This is a genomic window from Sphingopyxis sp. SE2 (assembly GCF_032227185.1).
Lineage (GTDB): Bacteria > Pseudomonadota > Alphaproteobacteria > Sphingomonadales > Sphingomonadaceae > Sphingopyxis.
Window position 1 is genome coordinate 2,014,148 of the sequence record NZ_JAPMXW010000001.1, and the last position, 22,009, is coordinate 2,036,156.

21 protein-coding genes are annotated in these 22,009 nt (G+C 65.9%); 14 read left to right on the forward strand and 7 right to left on the reverse strand.

Features of this window, described 5'->3' with window-relative positions; all coding sequences use genetic code 11:
- Positions 1–57 precede the first annotated feature (57 nt).
- Complete coding sequence (locus OVY29_RS09630; protein WP_037555507.1) at positions 58–495, forward strand: DUF1801 domain-containing protein; 438 nt, start codon at positions 58–60, stop codon at positions 493–495.
- Here OVY29_RS09630 and OVY29_RS09635 read toward each other — a convergent pair.
- The 4 genes from OVY29_RS09635 to OVY29_RS09650 are packed head-to-tail and all read right to left on the reverse strand — an operon-like array spanning position 483 to position 5,126.
- A complete protein-coding gene (locus OVY29_RS09635) occupies positions 483–1,721 on the reverse strand; it encodes an SAM-dependent methyltransferase (protein WP_037555508.1) in 1,239 nt (412 codons plus the stop codon). The genes OVY29_RS09630 and OVY29_RS09635 overlap by 13 nt on opposite strands.
- A 40-nt stretch (positions 1,722–1,761) precedes the next feature.
- On the reverse strand, positions 1,762–2,541 hold the full coding sequence (locus OVY29_RS09640) for a molybdopterin-dependent oxidoreductase (RefSeq protein ID WP_081933088.1): 780 nt from the start codon (positions 2,539–2,541) through the stop codon (positions 1,762–1,764).
- Positions 2,538–3,386, reverse strand: coding sequence for a cytochrome b/b6 domain-containing protein (locus OVY29_RS09645; RefSeq protein ID WP_037555509.1), 849 nt, complete (start codon positions 3,384–3,386; stop codon positions 2,538–2,540). Before OVY29_RS09645 ends, OVY29_RS09640 begins: the two co-directional genes overlap by 4 nt.
- A 30-nt stretch (positions 3,387–3,416) precedes the next feature.
- Entirely contained in the window at positions 3,417–5,126 is a 1,710-nt protein-coding gene (locus OVY29_RS09650) for a class I adenylate-forming enzyme family protein (protein WP_037555510.1), read from the reverse strand.
- Positions 5,127–5,203: 77 nt separating this feature from the next.
- Here OVY29_RS09650 and lgt point away from each other — a divergent pair, with 77 nt between their 5' ends.
- From lgt to OVY29_RS09680, 6 genes are all read left to right on the forward strand, one after another.
- Positions 5,204–6,079, forward strand: a complete 876-nt coding sequence (gene lgt, locus OVY29_RS09655) for a prolipoprotein diacylglyceryl transferase (protein WP_409581458.1) — start codon at positions 5,204–5,206, stop codon at positions 6,077–6,079.
- Between the two features lie 52 nt (positions 6,080–6,131).
- Positions 6,132–7,142: a class I SAM-dependent methyltransferase gene (locus OVY29_RS09660; protein WP_235211522.1), complete on the forward strand. Its 1,011-nt coding sequence runs from the start codon at positions 6,132–6,134 to the stop codon at positions 7,140–7,142.
- Complete coding sequence (locus OVY29_RS09665) at positions 7,139–7,657, forward strand: GNAT family N-acetyltransferase (protein ID WP_037555513.1); 519 nt, start codon at positions 7,139–7,141, stop codon at positions 7,655–7,657. Before OVY29_RS09660 ends, OVY29_RS09665 begins: the two co-directional genes overlap by 4 nt.
- A complete protein-coding gene (pgeF, locus tag OVY29_RS09670) occupies positions 7,654–8,415 on the forward strand; it encodes a peptidoglycan editing factor PgeF (RefSeq protein ID WP_052182260.1) in 762 nt (253 codons plus the stop codon). The genes OVY29_RS09665 and pgeF overlap by 4 nt, the downstream gene beginning before the upstream one ends.
- Positions 8,416–8,534: 119 nt before the next feature.
- Positions 8,535–9,941, forward strand: coding sequence for a DASS family sodium-coupled anion symporter (locus OVY29_RS09675; RefSeq protein WP_313911207.1), 1,407 nt, complete (start codon positions 8,535–8,537; stop codon positions 9,939–9,941).
- Positions 9,942–10,008: 67 nt separating this feature from the next.
- A complete protein-coding gene (locus OVY29_RS09680) occupies positions 10,009–11,301 on the forward strand; it encodes a cystathionine gamma-synthase family protein (RefSeq protein ID WP_313911208.1) in 1,293 nt (430 codons plus the stop codon).
- Here OVY29_RS09680 and OVY29_RS09685 read toward each other — a convergent pair.
- Complete coding sequence (locus OVY29_RS09685; RefSeq protein WP_052182261.1) at positions 11,298–12,023, reverse strand: HAD family hydrolase; 726 nt, start codon at positions 12,021–12,023, stop codon at positions 11,298–11,300. The genes OVY29_RS09680 and OVY29_RS09685 overlap by 4 nt on opposite strands.
- A 102-nt stretch (positions 12,024–12,125) precedes the next feature.
- On the opposite strand from OVY29_RS09685, the gene OVY29_RS09690 reads away from it, so the two are divergent.
- The 6 genes from OVY29_RS09690 (at position 12,126) to OVY29_RS09715 (ending at position 17,119) form a co-directional block, all read left to right on the forward strand.
- Positions 12,126–13,232, forward strand: coding sequence for an ABC transporter permease (locus OVY29_RS09690; RefSeq protein WP_037555516.1), 1,107 nt, complete (start codon positions 12,126–12,128; stop codon positions 13,230–13,232).
- On the forward strand, positions 13,232–14,086 hold the full coding sequence (locus OVY29_RS09695; RefSeq protein WP_037555517.1) for an ABC transporter ATP-binding protein: 855 nt from the start codon (positions 13,232–13,234) through the stop codon (positions 14,084–14,086). Before OVY29_RS09690 ends, OVY29_RS09695 begins: the two co-directional genes overlap by 1 nt.
- A 9-nt stretch (positions 14,087–14,095) precedes the next feature.
- Positions 14,096–15,037, forward strand: coding sequence for an MlaD family protein (locus tag OVY29_RS09700; RefSeq protein WP_037555518.1), 942 nt, complete (start codon positions 14,096–14,098; stop codon positions 15,035–15,037).
- Positions 15,038–15,045: 8 nt separating this feature from the next.
- Positions 15,046–15,645 carry an ABC-type transport auxiliary lipoprotein family protein gene (locus OVY29_RS09705; RefSeq protein WP_052182262.1) on the forward strand — a complete coding sequence of 200 codons (600 nt, stop codon included), beginning with the start codon at positions 15,046–15,048 and terminating at the stop codon, positions 15,643–15,645.
- A 102-nt stretch (positions 15,646–15,747) separates the two neighbouring features.
- On the forward strand, positions 15,748–16,662 hold the full coding sequence (locus OVY29_RS09710) for an alpha/beta fold hydrolase (protein ID WP_235211520.1): 915 nt from the start codon (positions 15,748–15,750) through the stop codon (positions 16,660–16,662).
- 136 nt (positions 16,663–16,798) lie between these two features.
- Entirely contained in the window at positions 16,799–17,119 is a 321-nt protein-coding gene (locus tag OVY29_RS09715; RefSeq protein WP_037555519.1) for a DMT family transporter, read from the forward strand.
- Positions 17,120–17,127: 8 nt separating this feature from the next.
- On the opposite strand, the gene pepN is transcribed toward OVY29_RS09715, so the two are convergent.
- Complete coding sequence (pepN, locus tag OVY29_RS09720) at positions 17,128–19,728, reverse strand: aminopeptidase N (protein WP_037555520.1); 2,601 nt, start codon at positions 19,726–19,728, stop codon at positions 17,128–17,130.
- A gap of 46 nt (positions 19,729–19,774) precedes the next feature.
- On the opposite strand from pepN, the gene OVY29_RS09725 reads away from it, so the two are divergent.
- A complete protein-coding gene (locus OVY29_RS09725; RefSeq protein WP_037555522.1) occupies positions 19,775–20,569 on the forward strand; it encodes an epimerase in 795 nt (264 codons plus the stop codon).
- Positions 20,570–20,674: 105 nt separating this feature from the next.
- Here the strand turns inward: OVY29_RS09725 and OVY29_RS09730 are convergent, their stop codons facing one another.
- Positions 20,675–21,940: a DUF445 domain-containing protein gene (locus tag OVY29_RS09730; protein WP_081933092.1), complete on the reverse strand. Its 1,266-nt coding sequence runs from the start codon at positions 21,938–21,940 to the stop codon at positions 20,675–20,677.
- Positions 21,941–22,009: the final 69 nt, after the last annotated feature.

A 22,009-nucleotide genomic window follows, 5' to 3' on the forward strand; every position in this document is an offset into this window, starting at 1 on the left:
GCAACCGGCTTGGCGCCCCGTCGCGCGCAAGCTATCGTCACGCCCGGGAGAAGCGCCATGGCCAAAGCCGAAATCAAGACCAGGGCGACCGAGGTTTCGGTCGCCGATTTCATCGCCGCGGTGCCCGACGCGAGGCGCCGCGAGGAAGCGGCCATCGTCGATGCGATCCACCGCCGCGTCACCGGCCTGCCGCCCAGGATGTGGGGTCCGTCGATCATCGGCTATGGCAGCTACGACTATGTCTATGACAGCGGCCATTCGGGGACGATGTGCCGCGCCGGCTTCTCACCCCGCAAGGCCGCGATGACGCTCTATCTGATGGGCCATTATTGCGACCGCCAGCCCGAAGCCGACGCGCTGTTCGCAAAGCTCGGCAAGCACAAGACGGGCAAATCCTGCCTCTACATCAACAAGCTCGCCGATGTGGATTTGGCGGTTCTCGAACAGCTCGTGGCGCTGAGCTGGGATGTCATGAACGAACGCTATCCGGCATAGCCTCGCTCCGCCTCGCCCATATAATCGCGGGTCAGCGGTAGCGCGTGGCGGCTGCGCGCGAACTGGATCTGGTAATTGCCCATCCCGCCGCTCTCGAACGCCGATGTCGCGCCGGCGAGATAGAAGCACCACATGCGAAAGAAGCGAACGCCCATCATCCGGACGATCTCGTCTTCATGCGCGAGCGTCCGCGCATACCATTGGCGCAGGGTCAGCGCGTAATGGAGCCGTAGCGTCTCGATGTCGGTCGCGATCAGCCGGCTCTTTTCGCTCGCCGCCAGCGTCTCGCTCAATGCCGGAATATAACCGCCGGGGAAGATATATTTGCGCGTGAAGGCGTCGGTCGATCCCGGCCCTCCGAAGCGCCCGATCGTGTGGAGCAGCATCACCCCGTCGGCGGTCATCAAATTGGCCGCGGCGCGAAAGAAAGTCTCGAAATTGAGTGCGCCGACATGCTCGAACATGCCGACCGACACGATGCGGTCGAACCCGCCCTCCTCGCGCGCGGCGAGGTCGCGATAGTCGATCAATTCAAACGTCACCCGGTCGGCGACGCCGGCCGCCGCCGCGCGCTGGCGCGCGAGCGCGAGTTGCTCTTCCGATAGCGTGATCCCGAGCACATCGACCCGTTCGAGCTTGGCGAGCGTGATCGCCATCCCGCCCCAGCCGCAGCCGATATCGAGCACCCGCTGCCCCGGCGCGAGCGCAAGCTTGGCGGCGATATGCGCCTTTTTCGCGGCCTGCGCCTCTTCCAGCGTCATGTCCGGCCGCGACCAATAGGCGCAGCTATATTGCATGTCCTCGTCGAGGAAGAGGCGGTAGAGATTGTTGCCGATGTCGTAATGATGCTTGACGTTCGCGCGCGAGCGGCGCTGGCGGTTTATCGAGCCAATCCGCGTTTTTACCCATTCGGCGCGCCGGCCCAGCCACGTCTTGTCGTGCAGCTTCGCGCCGCGGTCCCACGGCGTGTTCGAGCGAACGAGCGCGACGAACTCCATGATGTCGCCCTCCACCAGTTCCATCTCGCCATCCATGAACGCTTCGGCCGCGCCGAGGCGCGGATCGAGGAGGATGCGGCGCATCCCCCTCCGGCTGGTGAAGCGGATCGTGACGTTGGAAAAGCCCTCGGCCGGCTGGCCATATTCCTCGCGCGCGCCATCGGGCATGACGACGGTCAGCCGTCCGTGACGAATGATCCGGGAGAGAAACGGACTCAGAATCGACATATGTTATGCGCCGAATATTTGCACCGCGAGGGGGTCCAGGTCAAATTCCGGCATACCATTCATAATCGACGCGGTCCTCCCAATAACCGCCCTTGCCCGCGCCGATAGCATCGAGACTCGCGACCGCTTCGATCGCGTTGACATATTTGGCGTGCTTGTAACCCAACTGGCGCTCGATGCGCAGGCGCAGCGGGGCGCCGTTGGCGATCGGCAGCACGGCATCATTGAGCGCCCAGGCAAGGATCGTCTGCGGATGGCGCGCGTCGATCATGTCGCAGCTTTCATAATAGAGCGCGTCGCCAATCCGATCGGCACAGCGGAATACGATATAGCGCGCGCCGTCCCGCACGCCCGCCGCATCGAGAATCCGGTGAAGCTGCACACCCGTCCACTGCCCGATCGCGCTCCACCCCTCGACGCAGTCGTGGCGCGTGATCTGCGTGCGCTGCGGCATCGCGCGAATGTCGGCCATCGACAGCGACAGCGGGCGCGCGACGAGGCCCGAGACCTTGACGCGCCAGTCCACGAAAGCGTTCGCGGCATGTGCGGCATAAACCGCCCCGGCGGGGAGGCGCGTGCCGTTCGGCCGGAAAAAGGGCGACAGGTCGGCGCGGCCGAATTCGCGCGCGAGCGCGTCGCGGTCGATCAGCGCGCGCTGGCTCGCGCGGTTCATCTCCTCGCCCATCGCCAGGATCTTGCGCACGGCGGGCGCGTCGTTGATCGCGTCGCAGCCCGCGAGCAGCGGCAGCGTCCCCGCCGCGGCGACCATTCCGCCGGCGCGGGCGATCAACTGGCGGCGCGGGAGGATGATGTCGCTCATGCGCGCCCGTCCTTCGCCGGCGGCAGGCGGAACCAGCCGGTGACCATCGAGCGAAGCTCGTTGACCGGCCCTGCGAGCAGCACCATCGCAATGTGGACGATAAAAAAGGCTACGAGCGCCCAGGCGGTGATGAAGTGGATCGAGCGCGCCGACTGGCGCCCGCCGAAGATATCGAGCAACCACGGCCACGCCGCGTTCATACCGGGCGACATGGTGAGCCCCGTCGCGATCATCAGCGGCAGCGCGATGAAGATGACGCCGATATAGCTGAGCTTTTGCAGGATGCCGTAGCGCGCCGCGGCTTCGCCTTTCGGAAAACGAAGCCGCGCATGCTCCTTCACATCGTGCCAGATATGGCGCGGCGACCATTCGGCGCGGCGGACGTGCAGGTCCTTGCGCAGATGTCCGCCGAGAAGCGTCCAGAGCATATAGAGCGCGAGCCCGACCGAGAGTAGCCACGCGAATAGCAGGTGCCAGCGCCGCCCGTCGGCGAGGCTGTAGCTCGTCGGGATCGTCGCCCAGCCCGGAAAAGCCCAGGTCTTTGTCGTCCCTTGCGCGTCGGTCCATCGGCCGAGCACGCCCGTCGTGTCGATCTTCCAGTCGCCGACCCGCAAATATCCCGCGTCGGCGGTCGAGCCGATCACCAGCCAGGCCCGATCGAAATTGGCGCCATATTCGCCCCAATAGAGGCGCGGGTGCGCATTGAAGATCATCAGCCCGCTCATCAGAAGGACGAGCAGGGTGACCGCATTGACCCAATGCCAGATGCGCGTCGGCAGCCGGTGGCGATAGACGCGCACCGGCTCCGGCTTTTCGGGAGCGACGGGAGTTTCAGCCTTGGCCATGGTCCCGGTTCGCTCCTGTCCTTCAATCGGTTACGCGACGACCTCCGCCGCATATTCGCCGCGATAATGGTTGCGCAAGCTCACCTTGTCGATCTTTTCGCTGCCGAGCTTGGGTAGCGCGTCGTTCGACATCCAGATCTTGCACGGCACCTTGTACGGCGCGAGGCGCGCGCTGAGAAAGGCGACCAGATCGTCGGCGGTCACGCTGCTGCCCGGCTTCATCCACACCACCGCGCCGACACATTCGCCGAGCCGCTCGTCGGGAAGCCCGAACACCGCGCATTCGTTCGCCTCGGGATGCTCGTAAATCGCCGCCTCGACTTCCTGACAGCTGATATTCTCGCCGCCGCGAATGATGATGTCTTTCTTGCGATCGACGATGAACAGATAGCCGTCCTCGTCGAGATAGCCGAGGTCGCCCGAACGGAAATAGCCATTGTCGAAGAAGGCCGCCTTCGTCGCCGCCTCATTGTTCCAATAGCCCTCGAAATTGGCGACCGACCGGATGCAGACCTCGCCCACGCCCCCCTGCGGCACCGGTTCGCCATTGTCGTCGAGGATCGCAAGATCGACGAGCGGCTTCGACGCCGGTCCCGTCGACAGCGGCTTGTCGACATAATTCTCGTTGATGATGCCGCAGCCGACCGCATTGGTTTCGGTCAGGCCGTAACCGAGCAGCGGTTTCGCTTCACCCATCTCCGACGCAAGACGCCGCACATGTTCGGGCGGACGCGGCGCGCCGCCGCCGGCGTAGCTCTTGCACGTCGACAAATCGTAGTTCTTGCGGTTCGGGCTGACGAGAATCTCATAGCTCATCAGCGGAACGCCGACGAAATAATTGACCTTCTCGTCCTGGATGAGCCGCATCGCCTCGTCCGCATTCCACTTGGGCATCAGAACGAGCTTGCGCCCGATCGCGATGCTCTGAAGGAACACCGGAATTTCCGCGGTGACGTGAAACAGCGGGGTGCAGATCAGCGTCGCGGGCTGGATGTCCGACATCAGCCCGTCCTGCGTGAGCAGATGGACGATGCTCGCGGTTTGCGTCACATAGTTGAAGATCGCCTGCACCACCGCATGATGGCGCGAATAGGCGCCCTTCGACTGGCCGGTCGAACCGGAGGTGAAGAGGATCGTCGCCAGATCGTCGCCGGTGAGAGCGGGCAATGCCGTCCCGGCGCCGCCCGCGCTCGTGATCGGGGCGATCGCTTCGTCGATCGGCTTTGAAAGATCGAGCGTGATGACCTTTGCGCCATGGCTGACGCCCGGCTCCGCAAGCCGCGCCGCGCGCTGGACGTCGGCGATGACCAGCTTCGCTTCGGCATCCTCGATGCCCGCGGCGAGCTCACCGCCCTGCCACCAGCCGTTGAGCAGCGTCGCGCAGCCGCCCGCCATCAACACGCCGAGGTAGGAGACGCACCAGGCATTGGCGTTGCGCATCGCGATGCCGACGCGGTCGCCCCGCTCGACGCCATGCCCTTCGACGAGCGCCGCGGCGACCTTGCGCGCGGCGGCATAGACCTGTTTGAAGCTCAGTCGTTCGTCGCCCTCGACCAGAAAGGTCGCGTCGCCATGCTGCGCACAAAAAAAGGCGACATAGTCGGCCAGATTCGTCGGCGCATTGGCGATGACGGGCAGCTCGCGGCCAAAGCGTTCGACGGATCCGACCTGGATCGGCCCGCCCGGACCGGTGATCAGATTATAGGCGGCTTCCAGGCGCAAATCGAGCGCAGATGGCATCGTGTATCTCTCCTCTTGGTCTCGCTCGCCTTACCCCTTATGGGGAGGCCTCTCCTGGGGAAGGACAGCGCGACGATATGTTTCTTTTTGCAACCTTAGCCGAAGCAACGCAATATCTTAACTTTCAGGATTTGATGGGACCGAACAGCGAGATCGCGTTCAGCGTCTTCGGCCTCCCCATCCGCTGGTATGCGCTCGCTTATCTCGCCGGTATTTTCGTCGGTTACTGGTATCTGTTGAAGCTGATCGCGCAGCCCGGCGCGCCGATGGCGCGGCGCCATGCCGATGACATGATCTTCTATGCGATGCTCGGGATCATCCTCGGCGGCCGGCTCGGCTATGTGCTCTTCTACAACCTCGGCAACTATATCCAGAAGCCCCTCGAAATCTTCAAATTGTGGGACGGCGGCATGTCGCTCCACGGCGGCGTGATCGGCGTGCTGGTCGCGATCTGGTATGTGACGAAGAGAGAAAATCTCAGCTTCCTGCGCTTTTGCGACTATATCGCCTGCGTCGTCCCCTTCGGCCTCTTCTTCGGCCGCCTCGCCAATTTCGTGAACGGCGAGCTGTGGGGCCGCGCGACGACCGTGCCGTGGGCGATCATCTTTCCGGGCAGCGGCACGATGGACCCGCGCCACCCAAGCCAGCTTTACGAAGCGGGCCTCGAAGGGATCGTGATGATGGCCGTCCTCGCTTTCTTCTTCTGGCGCACCGATGCGCGCTACAAGCCCGGCTTTCTGTTCGGCATGGCGGCGATCATCTATGGCCTCAGCCGTTTCGCGGTCGAGTTCGTGCGCGAGCCCGACGTCCAGCTCGGCACCTTGTCGTGGGGGCTGACGATGGGGCAGACGCTGACCATCCCGATGCTTCTCGCCGGCGCATGGCTCGTCGCGACCGCGAAGGGGCGCCGCCAGCGCGTCGAACCGGTCGCCGGACTCGACAGCGTTGCGTGACGGGCCGCCGAACCCCGAGCAGCTGATCGGCGACATCGCGGCGGCGCGAGCAATGACCGTTGCCGACTATATGGCGGCCGCAAACGCGCATTATTATGCGACGCGCGACCCGCTCGGCGCCGCGGGCGATTTCACGACGGCGCCCGAAATCAGCCAGATGTTCGGCGAGATGGTCGGTATCTGGATCGCCGACCTGTGGTCGCGCGCGGGCAGCCCGGCGTTTCGCTATGCCGAACTCGGCCCCGGGCGCGGCACGCTTGCCGCCGATGCGCTGCGCGCGATGGCACGTTTCGGCTGCACGCCGCAGGGCGTCCATCTCGTCGAGACGAGCCCGGCGCTGCGCGCCGCGCAGTCGGCGCGCCTGCCGGCGGCGACGCACCACGGCGGCATCGCCGACCTGCCGGGCGAAGACGCGATCGTCATCGTCGCCAATGAATTTTTCGACGCGCTGCCAGTGCATCAATATGTCCGCGCCGTCGACGGCTGGCGCGAGCGCATGGTCGAGAGGGTCGACGGCAAATTTACGGCGGTGCCCGGTGCCGCCCCTGCCGACGATCATATCCCGGTGGCGCTGCGCGGCCGTGGCGAAGGGGATATCGTCGAAACCGCCCCCGCATCGGCCGCGATCATGCAGGGCTGCGCCTTTCGGCTCGCGCGTCACGGCGGCGCGATGCTGGTGATCGACTATGGCTATCGGGGGCCCGCCGCAGGCGACACGCTGCAGGCGGTGAAGGCGCATCGATTCGCCGATCCCTTTTCCGACCCCGGCGAGGTCGACCTCACCGCCCATGTCGATTTCACGCCGCTCGCGCACGCGGCGCGGCGCGGCGGAGTCGTGGTGACCGGCCCCGTCGGCCAGGGCGCATGGCTGCAGGCGATGGGCATCGACGCGCGGTTGCACGCGCTCGCGAGTGCGGCACCCGACCGCGCCGAAGAACTGAAGGCGCAGCGCGACCGGCTCGTCGAGCCGCAAGCGATGGGCGAATTGTTCAAGGTCATGGCCGCCACCGCCCCCGGCTGGCCGCGACCCCAAGGGTTCGGGGCGATCGAGGAACCGGCATGACGACCATCACCCTGGCCCGCGACGAGGACGTCGGCGAGCTGACCCTGTTCGCGAGCACGGCCTTCACCCACACCTTCGGGCATATCTACGACCCCGCCGATCTTGCGGCCTTCCTCGCCGGCTGGAACCCGCCCGAACGCATCCGCGACCAGATCGCCGATCCCGGCTGGGCGATTGCCCTGGCCCATGACGACGCTGGCGCGATCGCCGGCTTCATAAAAATGGGCCCGATCGATTTCGACCTTCCCGAAGGCCAGCCGGGCGAAGATGCGACCGAACTCCACCAGCTCTATGTCGGAGAAGCCGCAAAGGGCACCGGCATCGCCGTGGCGCTGATGGACTGGGGCATCGAATGGGCCCGCGCGCGCGCGTCGATCCTCTATCTTTCGGTCTTCACGGAAAATCCGCGCGCGCAGGCCTTTTACCGTCGCTACGGTTTCGTCGACGTCGGCCGCAACGCCTTTCGCGTCGGCAATCATGTCGACGAGGACCGCATCTTCCGGCTCGACCTGTGACCGCGCCTTTCGTTACCGCACCCACGCTGGACGGCATCGCGCACGGTTTCTTCGGCCGCCGCGGCGGCGTGTCCGCTGGCGAGCTCGCCTCGCTCAACTGCGGACTCGGGTCGGGCGACGATCCGGCGCTGATCGCCGAAAACCGGCAACGCGTCGCCGATGCCGCGCTGCCCGATGCGACGCTCACCGGCCTCTATCAGGTCCATGGCAATCGCTGCGTGATCGTCGATGAGAGCAACGATCTCGCCGCACGCCCCGAAGCCGACGCTCATGTCACGCGTACCTCCGGCATCCTGCTCGGCATATTGACCGCGGACTGCGTCCCCGTCCTCTTCGCCGACCGCGACGCCGGCGTCGTCGGCGCGGCGCACGCGGGTTGGAAAGGCGCGCTCGCCGGAATCACCGACGCGACGCTGGACGCGATGGAAGGCCTCGGTGCTCGCCGCACCCATATCGCCGCCGCGATCGGCCCCTGCATCGGCCGCGCCTCCTACGAGGTCGACGATGGCTTCGTGCAGCGCTTCGTCGGCGACGATCCCGCGAACGAACGCTTCTTCGCCGCGGGCAAGCCCGGCCACGCGATGTTCGACATCGCCGCCTATGTCGCTGCGCGGCTCGCCGCGGCGGGCGTCACGCGAATTGCCATCGGCGGGCAGGACACCTATGCCTTGCCCCAGGATTATTTCAGCTATCGTCGCGCGTGCCACAAAGGCGAAAACAGCTATGGCCGTCAATTGTCGGTGATCGGACTGAGGTAGCACACACTCACCCCGTCATCCCGGCGGAGGCCGGGAGCTCGTGGTCGCAACATGACGCACCGGCGAGATCCCGGCCTTCGCCGGGATGACGGGGTGACAGGGACGGAAGAGGGGGAAGGATGACGCGCACGCGCTGGTTGGGCTTGATCGGCGGCTTCGTCGTCTTCTGCATCATGCTTCTGCTCCCGGCCCCCGCCGGAATGGAAATGACCGCTTGGCGCGTCGCGGCGCTGACCGTGCTGATGGCGATCTGGTGGATGACCGAGGCGCTGCCGCTCACCGTCACCGCGCTCCTCCCCTTCCTCACCGTGCCCGCCTTCGGCGTGATGGACGCCAATGCCATCGCGAAGGAATATTATTCGCCGATCCTGTTCCTGATCCTCGGCGGCGCCTTCCTCGCGCTCGCGATCGAGCGCGTCGGGCTGCACCGGCGCCTCGCGCTCGCGCTGCTCAAGCGCGCTTCGCCGACGGCATCGGGCCTGCTCTTCGCCTTCATGGCGGCGACCGCACTGCTCAGCATGTTCATCTCGAACACCTCGACGACGCTCATCATGATCCCGATCGCGCTCGCGGTCGTGCGCGCGGGCGGGGTGCAGGACGGCGAGACCGACGGCTTTGCGGGCGCGGTGATGATGGGCATCGCCTTTGCCGCCTCGCTCGGCGGACTCGGAACGCTTGTCGGCAGCCCGACCAACGCGATCGCCGCGGGGCTGATCGAAAAGGCGCTCGACCTGCGCATCTCCTTCCTCGACTGGGCAATCTATGGCGTGCCGATCGTTTTGCTGTCGGTCCCGATCGCGATGTGGACCCTCACGCGCGTCCAGCGGCTCGCCGAGCATCCCTTCGACGGCACCGCCGCGGCGACCGCGCTCGGCAATCAGGCGATCTGGTCGACCGCCGAGCGCCGCGTCGTCCCGATCTTCCTTCTCGTCCTTATCGCATGGATCGCGCAGCCCTGGCTCGAACCGATGCTGCCCGACGGCGCGCTCACCGACGGCACGATCGCCGTCGCGGGCAGCCTGCTGCTCTTCATTCTTCCCGACGGCACCGGCCGCCCGCTCCTCCTGTGGAAAGAGGCCGACCGCGCGCCGTGGGGCGTCATCATGATGTTCGGCGGCGGCCTCGCGCTCGCCGCCGCGATCACCGCGAGCGGCCTTGCCGCCTGGCTCGGCGCGGTGCTCGCGCCGCTCGGCAGCGTGCCGACGATCCTGCTCGCCGCGACGATCGTCGCGCTGACCATCCTGATCACCGAATTCGCGAGCAATGTCGCGACCGCGAGCGGGATCATGCCCGTGCTAGCGGCGCTGATCGCCGCGACGGGGGTCGACCCCATATTGCTCGCGCTTCCCGTTGCGATGGCCGCGAGCTGGGGCTTCATGCTGCCGTCGGGAACCGGCCCCAATGCACTCGCCTGGGCGACGGGGCATATCGCGCTGCCGCGCATATTGAAGGCGGGGCTTGCGCTCGACATCATCGGCGTTCCGTTGCTGATCGGGGTGATCTGGGCCATCGCCATGATCGGGTGACCCGCGCAATATAGTTTCAAACGAAACTTGGCGCGCTATAAGGGCCGCCCGATTCAAGGAGCATCCCATGGCCATGCGCGGCAAACCCAAGACGAACAGCAAGAAGATCGGCGACAAGGACCTCAGCCCCGCAACGCTGATGATGGGACTCGGCTACGACCCGGTGCTGTCCGAAGGTTCGCTGAAGCCGCCGATCTTCCTGACCTCGACCTTCGCCTTCGAAAGCGCGGCGGCGGGCAAGCGCTTTTTCGAGCATATCACCGGCAAGCGCGAAGGGCCCGCCGACGGCCTCGTCTATTCGCGTTTCAACGGCCCGAACCAGGAAATCCTCGAGGATCGCCTCGCGGTCTGGGACGGCGCCGACGACAGCCTCGTCTTTTCGAGCGGCATGTCGGCGATCGCCACCCTGCTCCTCGCGCTCGTCGGCCAGAATGACGTGATCGTCCATTCGGGCCCGCTCTATGCCGCGACCGAAACGCTGATCGCGCGTATCCTGTCGCGCTTCGGCGTCAGCTTCGTCGACTTCCCGGCCGGCGCGACGCGCGAGGAAATCGACGCGATCCTCGCCCGGGCCAAGACGCTGGCCGACGAAAAGGGCGGCAAGGTCGCGCTCGTCTATCTCGAAAGCCCGGCGAACCCGACCAACGCGCTCGTCGATGTCGAAGCCGTCCGCGCGGCGCGCGACGCCGCCTTCCCCGGCGAGGCGAAACCCGCGATCGCGATCGACAATACTTTCCTCGGCCCGCTGTGGCAAAAGCCGCTGAAACAAGGGGCCGAACTCGTCGTCTACAGCCTCACCAAATATGCCGGCGGCCACTCGGACCTCGTCGCCGGCGGCGTATCGGGCGATCAGGCGCTGATCAACGCGATCCGCCCGATGCGCAACACGATCGGCACGATCTGCGATCCCAACACCGCATGGATGCTGCTGCGCAGCCTCGAAACGCTCGAACTCAGAATGAGCCGCGCGGGCGAGAACGCGCTGAAGGTCTGCACCTTCCTCCGCGACCATCCCAAGGTCGAAGGGCTGGGCTATCTGGGCTTCATCACCGATCCGCGTCAGAAAGACATCTACGACCGCCACTGCACCGGCGCCGGATCGACCTTCTCGCTCTTCATCGAGGGCGGCGAGGCCGAAAGCTTCCGCTTCCTCGACGCGCTCAAGATCGCGAAGCTCGCGGTCAGCCTCGGCGGCACCGAGACACTCGCGAGCCATCCTGCGGCGATGACCCACCTGTCGGTCCCCGACGAGCGCAAGAAAGCGCTGGGCATCACCGACAATCTCGTGCGCGTGTCGATCGGGATCGAGGATGCCGACGACCTGATCGCCGACTTCGCGCAGGCGCTCGACGCGGTCTAAAGACCGCGCCGCGCGCGCCAGTCGACCACCTGCCAGCCCATTTTCGGCGCGAGCAGTTTGAGCCTACGCGACGGCGTCGTGGCGACCGCCTCGTCGGCAAAATACAGCATTGGGTGGTCCGAGACATGATCCGAATAGGCGCGCACATGCGCCGCCTCGCGCGTGATGTCATTCGCGGCGAGCCAGTCGGAAATGCGGGCGAATTTTGCATCGCCATAGCAATTTTCGCCGGCAAGGCGCGCGTGGATGTGGTCGGCGCCGTCGGGCTCGTCGAGCCGCGTCGCGAGCACGTCGTCGATCCCCAGCCGCCGCGCGATCGCGTCGACATAGAGATGGAAGGACGCCGTCGCGAGCAGCAGCCGGTATCCCGCCTCGCGGTCGGCGGCGATCTGGTCGAGCGCCGCGGGGTGTAATCCCCTCGCCACCACCTTGTCGGCATAGCTTTCGGCAAGCGGCGCGATCTCGGCGCGGCGAAAACGCTTTCCCACCAGCAGCCGGAGGTTGATCGCCTTCAGCCGCGACCGGTCGATCAGGCGCAGCGACCAGGCCGCGCCCGCCAGGCCGACGAGTGGCAGGAGCAAGAGCCGCCATTGCTGCCGCCGCCGCGCAACATGGATGAGGAACCCGCTGTAAGTCCCTGAACGCGTTATCGTCCGGTCCATGTCGTACACGGCGACGCGGTGGGCATAATCGGGAATGGCGGTGACAAGCGGATCGTCCATCCCCGTTCCTTAGTCGGGCGACTTGGCACCGCCAAGACATCGTAAGCTACACCATGGATTTGCTTGCCGTTATGGGTCAAATAATACAATGTCGCCCGTACGATGGTGGCCAGGGCGGATTTCGAACATAGCGATGGAGCTGACGGCGCCGAAGTCCGCTTCACAGGCCGACTGACGCTCGCCCGTCTGGGCGACGTGCCCGCGCGGCTCGACGCGCTCGGTGCGATCGCGACGCTGGACCTGTCGGCGATCGACCGGATCGATACGGTCGGCGCGTGGATCGTGACGCGCACCGCCAAGGAACATGGGTCTCAGGTCGTCGGCGCGAGCGCCGAGGTAAAGCGCCTGCTCGACGCCCTCGCCAGCGACAAGAGCGAATATCGCGTCCACCGCGACCGCCGCCCGGCGTGGATGCGGATGCTCGAACAGGTCGGCACCGCGAGCGTCGCGATCTGGCACGAACTGCTCGGCATCATCGGCTTTTTCGGCGCGATGATCGTCGCCCTTTTCAATCAGATTCGCGCGCGCCGCCGTCTGCGCTGGAACGCGATCGTCACGCGCTTCCAGACCGTCGGCGTCGACGCGCTGCCGATCATCGGCCTGATGAGTTTCCTGATCGGCATCGTCATCGCGCAGCAGGGCGCGGTACAGCTCGAACAATTCGGGCTCGAGGTGTTCACGATCAATCTCGTCGGCCGCGCCTCGATCCGCGAACTCGGCCTGTTGATGACCGCGATCATGGTCGCCGGCCGCTCGGGCTCGGCCTTTGCCGCACAGATCGGCACAATGAAGCTGACCGAAGAGGTCGATGCGATGCGCACCATCGGGGTCTCGCCGATGGAAGCGATCGTGCTGCCGCGCGTCGCGGCGTCGACGATCACCATGCCCTTGCTCGGCTTTTACGCCAGCCTCTGCGCGATCGCGGGCGGCGGCCTTTTCTGCTGGGTCGGGCTCGACATCCCGCCGCTCACCTATATCCAGCGTCTGCGCGAAATCATCCCGATGACCGATTTCTGGATCATGCTGATCAAGGCGCCGGTGTTCGGCGTCCTGATCGGCGTTACCGGATGCTATGAAGGTATGCAGGTGCGCCAGAACGCCGAAGAGGTCGGGCAGCGGACGACCTCCGCAGTTGTCGCCGCGATCTTCCTCGTCATCGTCCTCGACGCGATGTTCGCCGTCTTCTTCTCGTCGCTGGGATGGAATTGATGGCCGAAGAGACCGATATCGAAATCCGCGAGGAGCTGGCCGCCGCCGACGCCGTGCGGCCCGAGAAGTTCGAGCGCGCCATCTGTATCCGCGGGCTCAAGAACCAGTTCGGCGACGCGGTGATCCACGACGGGCTCGATCTCGACGTGCGCTCGGGCGAGATTCTCGGCGTCGTCGGCGGATCGGGCACCGGCAAGTCGGTGCTGATGCGCTCGATCATCGGGCTGCAAACGCCGGCCGCGGGCGAAATCGAAGTCTATGGCAAGACGCTCGACACGATCGCCGACGAAGAGGAATCGCGCGACCTGCGGCGGCGCTGGGGCGTGATGTTCCAGGGCGGTGCGCTGTTTTCGACGCTGAGCGTCGCGGAAAATATCCAGGTTCCCCTGCGCGAATATTATCCGCGGCTCGACAAGAATCTGCTCGACGAAATCGCCGCCTACAAGGTCGAGATGGTCGGCCTGCCGCCCGATGCCGGACCCAAATATCCAGCCGAGCTGTCGGGCGGGATGGTCAAGCGCGCGGGGCTCGCGCGCGCGCTCGCGCTCGACCCGGCGCTGCTCTTCCTCGACGAGCCGACCGCCGGCCTCGACCCGATCGGTGCCGCCAAGTTCGACGAGCTGATCCGCGAACTCGCCGATACGATGGGCCTCACCGTCTTCCTCATCACGCACGATCTCGACACGCTTTACGCCACTTGCGACCGCGTGGCGGTGCTCGCGGAAAAGAAGGTGATCGCGGTGGGGACCATTCCCGAACTGCTTGCCACCGAACATCCGTGGATACAGGATTATTTCAACGGGCCGCGCGGCCGTGCTGCAGCGGGCGGGAACCAAACCGCGCGCGCGCGATAGGAACAGCTGATGGAAACACGCTCGAACAACGTCCTCGTCGGCGCCTTCGTCCTCCTTTTCACTGCGGCGCTCGCGGTGTTCGTCGTCTGGCTCGCCAATGACAGCGGCGGCACGAAACGCGAATATGACATATTTTTCAAACAGTCGGTCGACGGGCTGAACAAGGGCGCGCAGGTGCAATTCTCCGGCGTGCCGTCGGGACAGGTGCGCGAGATCGCGCTCTGGCCCGACGATCCGCAGTTCGTCCGCGTCCGCATCGAGGTGAACGAAGGGGTGCCGGTGCTCCAGGGTACGACCGCCGCGCTTGAAGGCGTCGGCTTTACGGGCGTGTCGCAGATCTCGCTCGACGGCGCGGTCAAGGGCGCGCCGCCAATCACCGACAAGGGCCCCGCCGGCAAGCCGGTGATCCCGACGCGCGTCGGCGGGCTCGGCGAACTGCTCAACACCGCGCCGCAACTGCTCCAGCGCCTGTCGACGCTCAGCGAGCGTCTCGCGGAACTCGCGAACGACAAGAATCAGGAAAGCTTCGCCAATATATTGAACAATATCGAAGCGACCACCGCGACGCTCGCGCGCAACGGCCCCGCACTCGAACGCGCGCTCGCCGACACGCGCATCGCGGTCCAGCAGGCGGGCCAGGCGGCCGAACAGATCGGCAGCCTCGCCGCCGCGACGCAGGGGACGATCGACCGCAACGTCGACCCGGCGATGCGCAACCTGCGCGACACGCTTGCGTCGGCGAACGAATCGATGAAGACGCTCGAAGGGGCGATCGCCGATGCGCGGCCCGGTCTCAAGACGTTCAGCGAAACGACGATCCCCGAAACCAACGCGCTGATCCGCGACCTGCGCCGCACTTCCGCTTCGCTGTCGAGCCTGACCGACAAACTCGACCAGCAGGGCGCCGGCGCGCTGCTCGGCGGCAGCAAGCTGCCCGATTACAAGGAATGAGGATGCCCATGATGCGTAGATTTCGCGCCCCGCTCATTGCCGCTGTCGCGGCCGCGACGCTGTCGGGCTGCATCGGGCTCGGCGGCAAGACGCCCCCCTTCCTGCTGACGCTCGATCCCGAGGCCGAGCCGCAGGCGGGCGCCGCGCGCACCGCTGCCGAGGCGGCGACGCTGACCATCCTGATCCCGACCGCACCCCAGAAGCTGCGCACGACGCGCATCCCGGTGCAACAGGATGATGCGAGCGTGACCTATGTGAAGGATGCGCAATGGGTCGAGGCGCCGTCGCGCCTGTTCCAGCGGCTGGTGTCCGAAACCGTCGCCGCGCGCACCTCGCGCGTCGTGCTCGACGAGGGACAATATCTGACCGCGCCGGGCGAACAGCTCGCGGGACAGCTCATGGAATTCGGCGTCGATGCGCGTTCGAACGAGGTGGTCGTCGCCTATCAGGCGATGCTCGTCGCCGCGGGCGGCAAGACGGTCACCCAGCGCCGCTTCGAGGCGCGCGAGCCGATCAGCGGCAAGGTCGAGGCGAAGGCCGTCGGCGAAGCGCTGACCCGCGCCGCGAACAAGGTCGCGGTCGATGTCGCGGGATGGCTCGGCGGATAGAAATCCTTCCGTCCGCCGTATCTGTTTCGATTACCCCTGAGGTAATCGCTTAGCCGCCGGCATCGCCCTATCGTCGCTCCATCACATCGACAGGAGGGACGGATGCAGAGACGCGAAATCATGACATTGGCAGGCATAGCCGCGGCGGGCGCCTTTTTGGCGCCGACGCGCGCCCTTGCCGCAGCCCCGGACGCAAAACGGCCCGCCGAGAGCTTCGTCGCCGCAAAGGATGGAACGTCGTTGTTCGTCCGCGACTGGGGTGCGGGCCAGCCCGTATTGTTCCTCTCGGGGTGGGCGCTGCCGTCCGATTTCTGGGGTTATCAGATGCTCGCGCTCGCGCGCAAAGGCCGTCGCGCGATCGCCTATGACCGGCGCGGGCACGGCCGCTCGGCCGACCCGGGGCGCGGCTATGACCATGACACGCTCGCCGACGATCTGGCGGCGGTGATCGACGGGCTCAAGCTCGACGGCGTAACCATCGTAGCGCATTCGATGGGCGGCACCGAGGTCGCGCGCTATTTCGCCCGGCACGGCGGCCGCGGCGTCGCGCGCATCGTGCTCGTCGGCACCATCACCCCTTGCCTGGTGAAGCGTCCCGACAATCCCGATGGCATCGATCCGGCCACACTTGCAGCGGGCGCCGACCTGCTTGCGCGCGACTTCCCCGCGTGGATCGCCGCCAACACCAAACCCTTCTTCACCCCCGAGACCTCGCCCGCGATGGTGGCATGGGGCCAGAATATGATGATGTCGACCTCGCTGCTCGGCGCAGCCCAGCTCGCGCGAGCGAATTTCACCACCGACTTTCGCGCCGATGTACGAAAGATCAACGTCCCGACGCTTGTCGTCCACGGCGACCGCGACGCCTCGGCGCCGCTCGCGTTGACCGCAACGGCAACCGTCGCGCTCCTCCCAAATGCGACGCTCAGCATCTACGAGGGCGCGCCACACGGCTTGCCGCTGACGCATGTCGAACGGTTGAACGCCGAGCTCCTCGCCTGGCTGGCCAAGGGCTGAGCATGCACCGCTTGCCTTTGCCGCACGGCGCGCCTAGAGGCGCGGCCACGGCAGGTTGCTGCCGCTGCGTGCAGCCTCTTTCGGGTTTCCGGCTGCGCCCGTCCTTTCGAGCCCGCAGACTTGAAAGGACCATGCCATGGCGTGGGTCATCCTCGCGATCGCCGTTGTCACCGAAATCATCTGGGCGCTCAGCCTGAAATGGGCGGCGACGATCGGCAGCTGGCAAGCTTCGATCGTTCCCGTTTCGCTGAGTTTCCTCAACATGGCGCTGCTCGCGTTTGCGATGCGCGGTATTTCAGCCGGGACTGCCTATGCGATCTGGACCGGACTCGGCGCGATCGGCGTCGTTATCGGCGGGATCATCCTGTTCGGCGAGAAGGTGAGCGCCGTACAGCTTGGCTTCATGGCGCTGATCGTCATCGGCGTCGCGGGGACGAAGCTCTTCGCCCCCGCCTAACCGCATGATCAGCCAGCGAGACTCTTCGACGCCTGCTCTGTCACGTCGCGCGACAGGCCGGGCTGCGCGAGGATGCGCTCGAGCTCGGCGCGCATCAGCGCCTGCCGACCCTCGTCGAACCGTTTCCAGCGGCCGAGCGGCGGGATCATCCTGGCCGCGGTCTGCGGGTTCTTCGGATCGAGCGCGATGACGAGGTCGGCGATCAGCCGGTAGCCCGTCCCGTCGGCCTGATGGAACGCCGCCTGATTGCCCGTCAGCGCGCCATAGAGTGAACGCACGCGATTGGGATTCCCCAGCGTGAAATCGGGATGCTGCGCGAGTTCCTTCACCGCATCGACGGTATCAGGGCGCAGCGACCAGGCCTGCACCTGGAACCATTTGTCGAGCACGAGCGGATTGTCGCGATAACGCTGATAGAAGATGTCGAGCGCCGCTACCCGCTCTTCGCTGTCGCCATGCGCGAGCGTCGCGAGCGCCGCCTGCCGCTCGGTCATTCCGTCGGCGCCGGAGAAGATGCGAAAAGCCAGCGCCGACGCATCGCCGAGACCTGCCGCGGCGAGATAGGCGAGCGCCACGCCGCGCAGGCGGCGGCCGCCCTTCGCGTCGCGCGACAGGTCGGTCGCCGCGGGCGCATCACCGACGAGGACGGACCGCCATTCGGCTTCGAGCGCGGCACCGATCGCAGCCTGCAACGCCAGCCGTTCGCGGCGGATCGCATCGGGGTCGACCGTCACCATCTGGTCGCCGATAAAGGCTTCGCTGGGAAGCAGCACCGCCTCGGCGACGAAGGCGGGGTCGTCGGCGCGGCCCGCCAGCGTCTGCGCCACGGCTTCGATCACCGCGCCGCTGGCGCCGCCCTTGCCCGACACCGCGGCGACGAGCGTATCGAGCATCAGTTGCTGCAACGCCTCGTAGCGCGCGAACGGATCGTCGTCGTGCGCGGCGAGCCATGCGAGCTCGCCGTCTTCACGCGCGAAATCGACGATCACCGGCGCCGAAAAACCGCGGTTGATCGAAAGCATCGGCCGGCTGCGATAGCGCCCCAGCGACACCGTCATTTCAGCGCGGTCGAGCAGCACGAGCTGCTCCGCCTCTTCCCCGTGGCCGCCGCCCGGATCATGAACCTTGATACGCAGCGGGATCAGCATCGGCGCCTTGTCGGGCTGCCCCGGCGTCGGCGGCACGGCCTGGGCCAGATGGAGCGTATAATCGCCGCTCGCCGCGTCGGTTTCGATCCGCGCGGTGATCCGCGGCGTACCCGCCTGCCCGTACCACAGGCGAAATTGGGCTAGATCGACCTTTGCGCCATCCTCGATCGCGCGGACGAAATCCTCGCACGTCGCCGCCTCGCCGTCGTGGCGCTCGAAATAGAGGTCGGTGCCCTTGCGGAAGCGTTCGGCGCCGACCATCGTGTGCATCATCCGGATAATCTCGGCGCCCTTGTTATAGACGGTGGCGGTGTAGAAGTTGCTGATTTCCTGATAGCTATCGGGACGGATCGGATGCGCGAGCGGCCCCGCATCCTCGGGGAATTGCGCCGCGCGGAGCAGACGGACGTCCTCAATCCGCTTGACCGGCGGCGATCCCATGTCGGCCGAGAAATTCTGGTCGCGAAAGACGGTGAAGCCTTCCTTCAGCGACAATTGGAACCAGTCGCGGCAGGTGACGCGGTTGCCCGACCAATTGTGGAAATATTCGTGCGCGACGACGCCTTCGACCCCGTCATAATCGAGGTCGGTCGCGGTGTCGGGGTCGGCCAGAATATAGCGCGTGTTGAAGATGTTGAGCCCCTTATTCTCCATCGCCCCCATATTGAAATCGCCGACTGCGACGATGTTGAACAGGTCGAGGTCATATTCGCGGCCATAGACCTCCTCGTCCCATTTCATGCTGTTCTTGAGCGCCTCCATCGCGTGGCCGGTGCGATCGAGGTCGCCCTCACGCACCCAGATGCCGAGTTCGACCCTCCGCCCCGACATCGTCGTGAAGCTGTCCTTGTTGACGACGAGATCGCCCGCGACGAGCGCGAAGAGATAGGAGGGCTTCGGCCACGGATCTTCCCACAATGCCCAGTGCGTACTGCCTTCACCCTCTCCCCGCTCGATGCAATTACCGTTCGACAGCAGGATCGGGAACGCCGCCTTGTCGCCTTCCATCCGCACCTTGTAGCGGCTCAGCACGTCGGGCCGGTCGGGATGGAAGGTGATGCGGCGAAAACCCTCGGCCTCGCATTGCGTGCAAAGCATGCCGTTCGAGGCATAGAGGCCCATCAACTGGGTGTTCGCCGCCGGGTTGATCAATGTCTCGATTTCAACGGTCGCCGCGATCCGCTCGCCCAGATCGACGATCAGGTCACTGCCGTCCATGTGCCAGTCGTTCCAGCTCTCGCCGTCGACGCGCACCGCGGCGGGGGTCAGCCCGTCACCGCGCAGCACGAGCGGCGCGGGCACATCGGCATGACGCACGACCGACAGCACCGCGGCGACCTTCGTTTCGTCGAGCCCCAGCGCGAAATCGAGCGCGATGTCCGGAACCTGCCATTCGGGCGGGCGATAATCGCCGCGATGGATGGTGACGGGGACGGCGGGCGTGGAAGAGAGGTCGGTCATCCAATCGATCTAGGCAGGACGCCGCCGACGCGCAATAAGGCGCGCGATGGCACAGATGCTGATTTTCGGAATGGGTTATGCCGCGAGCCATCTTGCCGGACGGCTGCGCGCGCGCGGGTGGGAGGTCGAGGGAACGACGCGCGACGGGCGCGCGGGCGGCATCGCCTTCGACGACGAGCGCGCGGTGCACAAGGCATTGCGCGGCGCGACGCATATCCTCTCGTCGGTTCCGCCGGCCGAAGGTCGCGACCCGGTGCTCGCGCGCTATGGCGAGGCCATCGCGCTCGCTCCGGCCGCCTGGACGGGCTATCTTTCCTCGACCGGCGTCTATGGCGATACGCGCGGCGCGTGGGTCGACGAGAGCGCCCCGGTCAAGGGCCGCCGCGCCGATCGAAACGCCGCGGATGCGGCTTGGTCAACGCTGCGCAGCGAGGTGAGCGTCTTTCGCCTCCCCGGCATCTACGGTCCCGGCCGTTCGATCCTCGATCGCATCCGCGAGGGGCGAGCGCACCGCATCGACCTGCCCGATCAGGTTTTCAGCCGCATCCATATCGACGATATCGCAGGCGGCGTGATCGCCTCATTCCGGGGCCCGGCGGGAATCTACAACCTCGCCGATGACGAACCCTGTCCCCAGAACCGGCTCGTCGAATGGGGCTGCGCGATGCTGGGCGCGCCATTGCCGCAACTGCAGTCGCTCGAAGAAGCCGGCCTGTCGCCCGCCGCGCGTGCCTTCTATGCCGAGAACCGCCGCGTCGCGAACGGCAAAGCGAAACGCTTGCTTGGCTGGACGCCGCGCTACCCAACGTTTCGTGAGGGTCTGGCGGCCTGCCTCCCCTAACCCGTTCGCCCTGAGCTTGTCGAAGCGCCGTTCTTCCCTTCAGCATCGCAAGAAGAAGGACGGTGCTTCGACAAACTCAGCACAAACGGGATTGGCCGATCCATCTCAAATCAAAACATCGACCGTATGGATCAGCACGCCCACCAATCCGCCGACGAGCGTGCCGTTGATGCGGATATATTGGAGGTCGTCGCCGACCGCATTTTCCAGCCGGTCGGTGATCGTCTTGGCATCCCAGCCGCGAATCGTGTCGGACACCAGCTTGAGCGCGGTTTCGCCATAGCTGTCGACGATACCGACGACAGCGCGGCGTGCATAGCGATTGAGCGTGCGCTTGATGCCCGCATCCTCACCTAGCATCGCGCCGAATTGCGTGACGAGTTCGCCGATCCGGCCCGCAAGCATCGTGTCAGGGTTGCGCGCCGCCTTGAGCAGCGCGCTTCGCCCCTGCTCCCACAGGCCATCGAGCCAGCGTTTTACCGCCTTGTTCTCGAGCAATTCGTCGCGGACCTTGGCGACCTTCGCCTTCACCTCGGGGTCGTGCTGGAGGTCGAGCGCCATCTTGGCGAGCCCTTCCTCGACGCGGATACGCAGCGGGTGCGTCTCGTCGACCGCCATTTCGCTCAGCAGTTTCGACAGGCCGGCGACGATGCGGTTCGAGATGCTCTCGTCGAGCCCAGTGAAGCGCACGATCGCGTTGCTATTGTCGTGGACCATCTGGTGAATCAGATGCTCGTTAAGTTCGAGCGTCTTCGATCCCCATTTGACCATCGCATCCAATAGGGGTTGATGCCGCCCCTCGGCGAGCGCGGCCTGCAACGCCTGTCCCAGCAGTGGCGCGACGTCGAGTTCGCGCAGGCGATCGGCGATCGCCGATTTGACCATGCCGCCGAGCCTTTGCTGGTCGAGCGCACCGAGCCCGTCGGCGATGATCCGTGACGCGCCGAGGCGCAGCCGCCCGCCGCCCTCGCCCGGCTCGGACAGGAATTTGCCGACCGCACCCGCGACGTCGACCGTCTGCATCTTGCGCGCGATCAGGCGCGGCAGCAGGAAATTGGTGAGCAGGAAGCGCGCGAGCGTATCGCCGATGCGGTTCTTGTTGCGCGGGATGATCGCCGTATGCGGGATCGGCAGACCCATCGGATGGCGGAACAATGCCGTGACCGCGAACCAGTCGGCGAGCCCCCCGACCATCGCCGCTTCGGCAAAGGCGCGGACGAAGCCGACCGCGGGATGTACATCCTGAAAATATTTCGCGCCGATGAAGACGAGCGCCATCACGATCAGCATGCCGGTCGCGACGACGCGGATATTGGAGCCTTTCGCCGCGATGGCGACGCCCATCGGCCGGCTGGAAGCGATGTCGGTCATGCGAACCAAATGGCGAAACAGGGCAAAGGTTGCAACCGGCGCGGTCGGTCGCCGCGCCGGTTGCCGTTC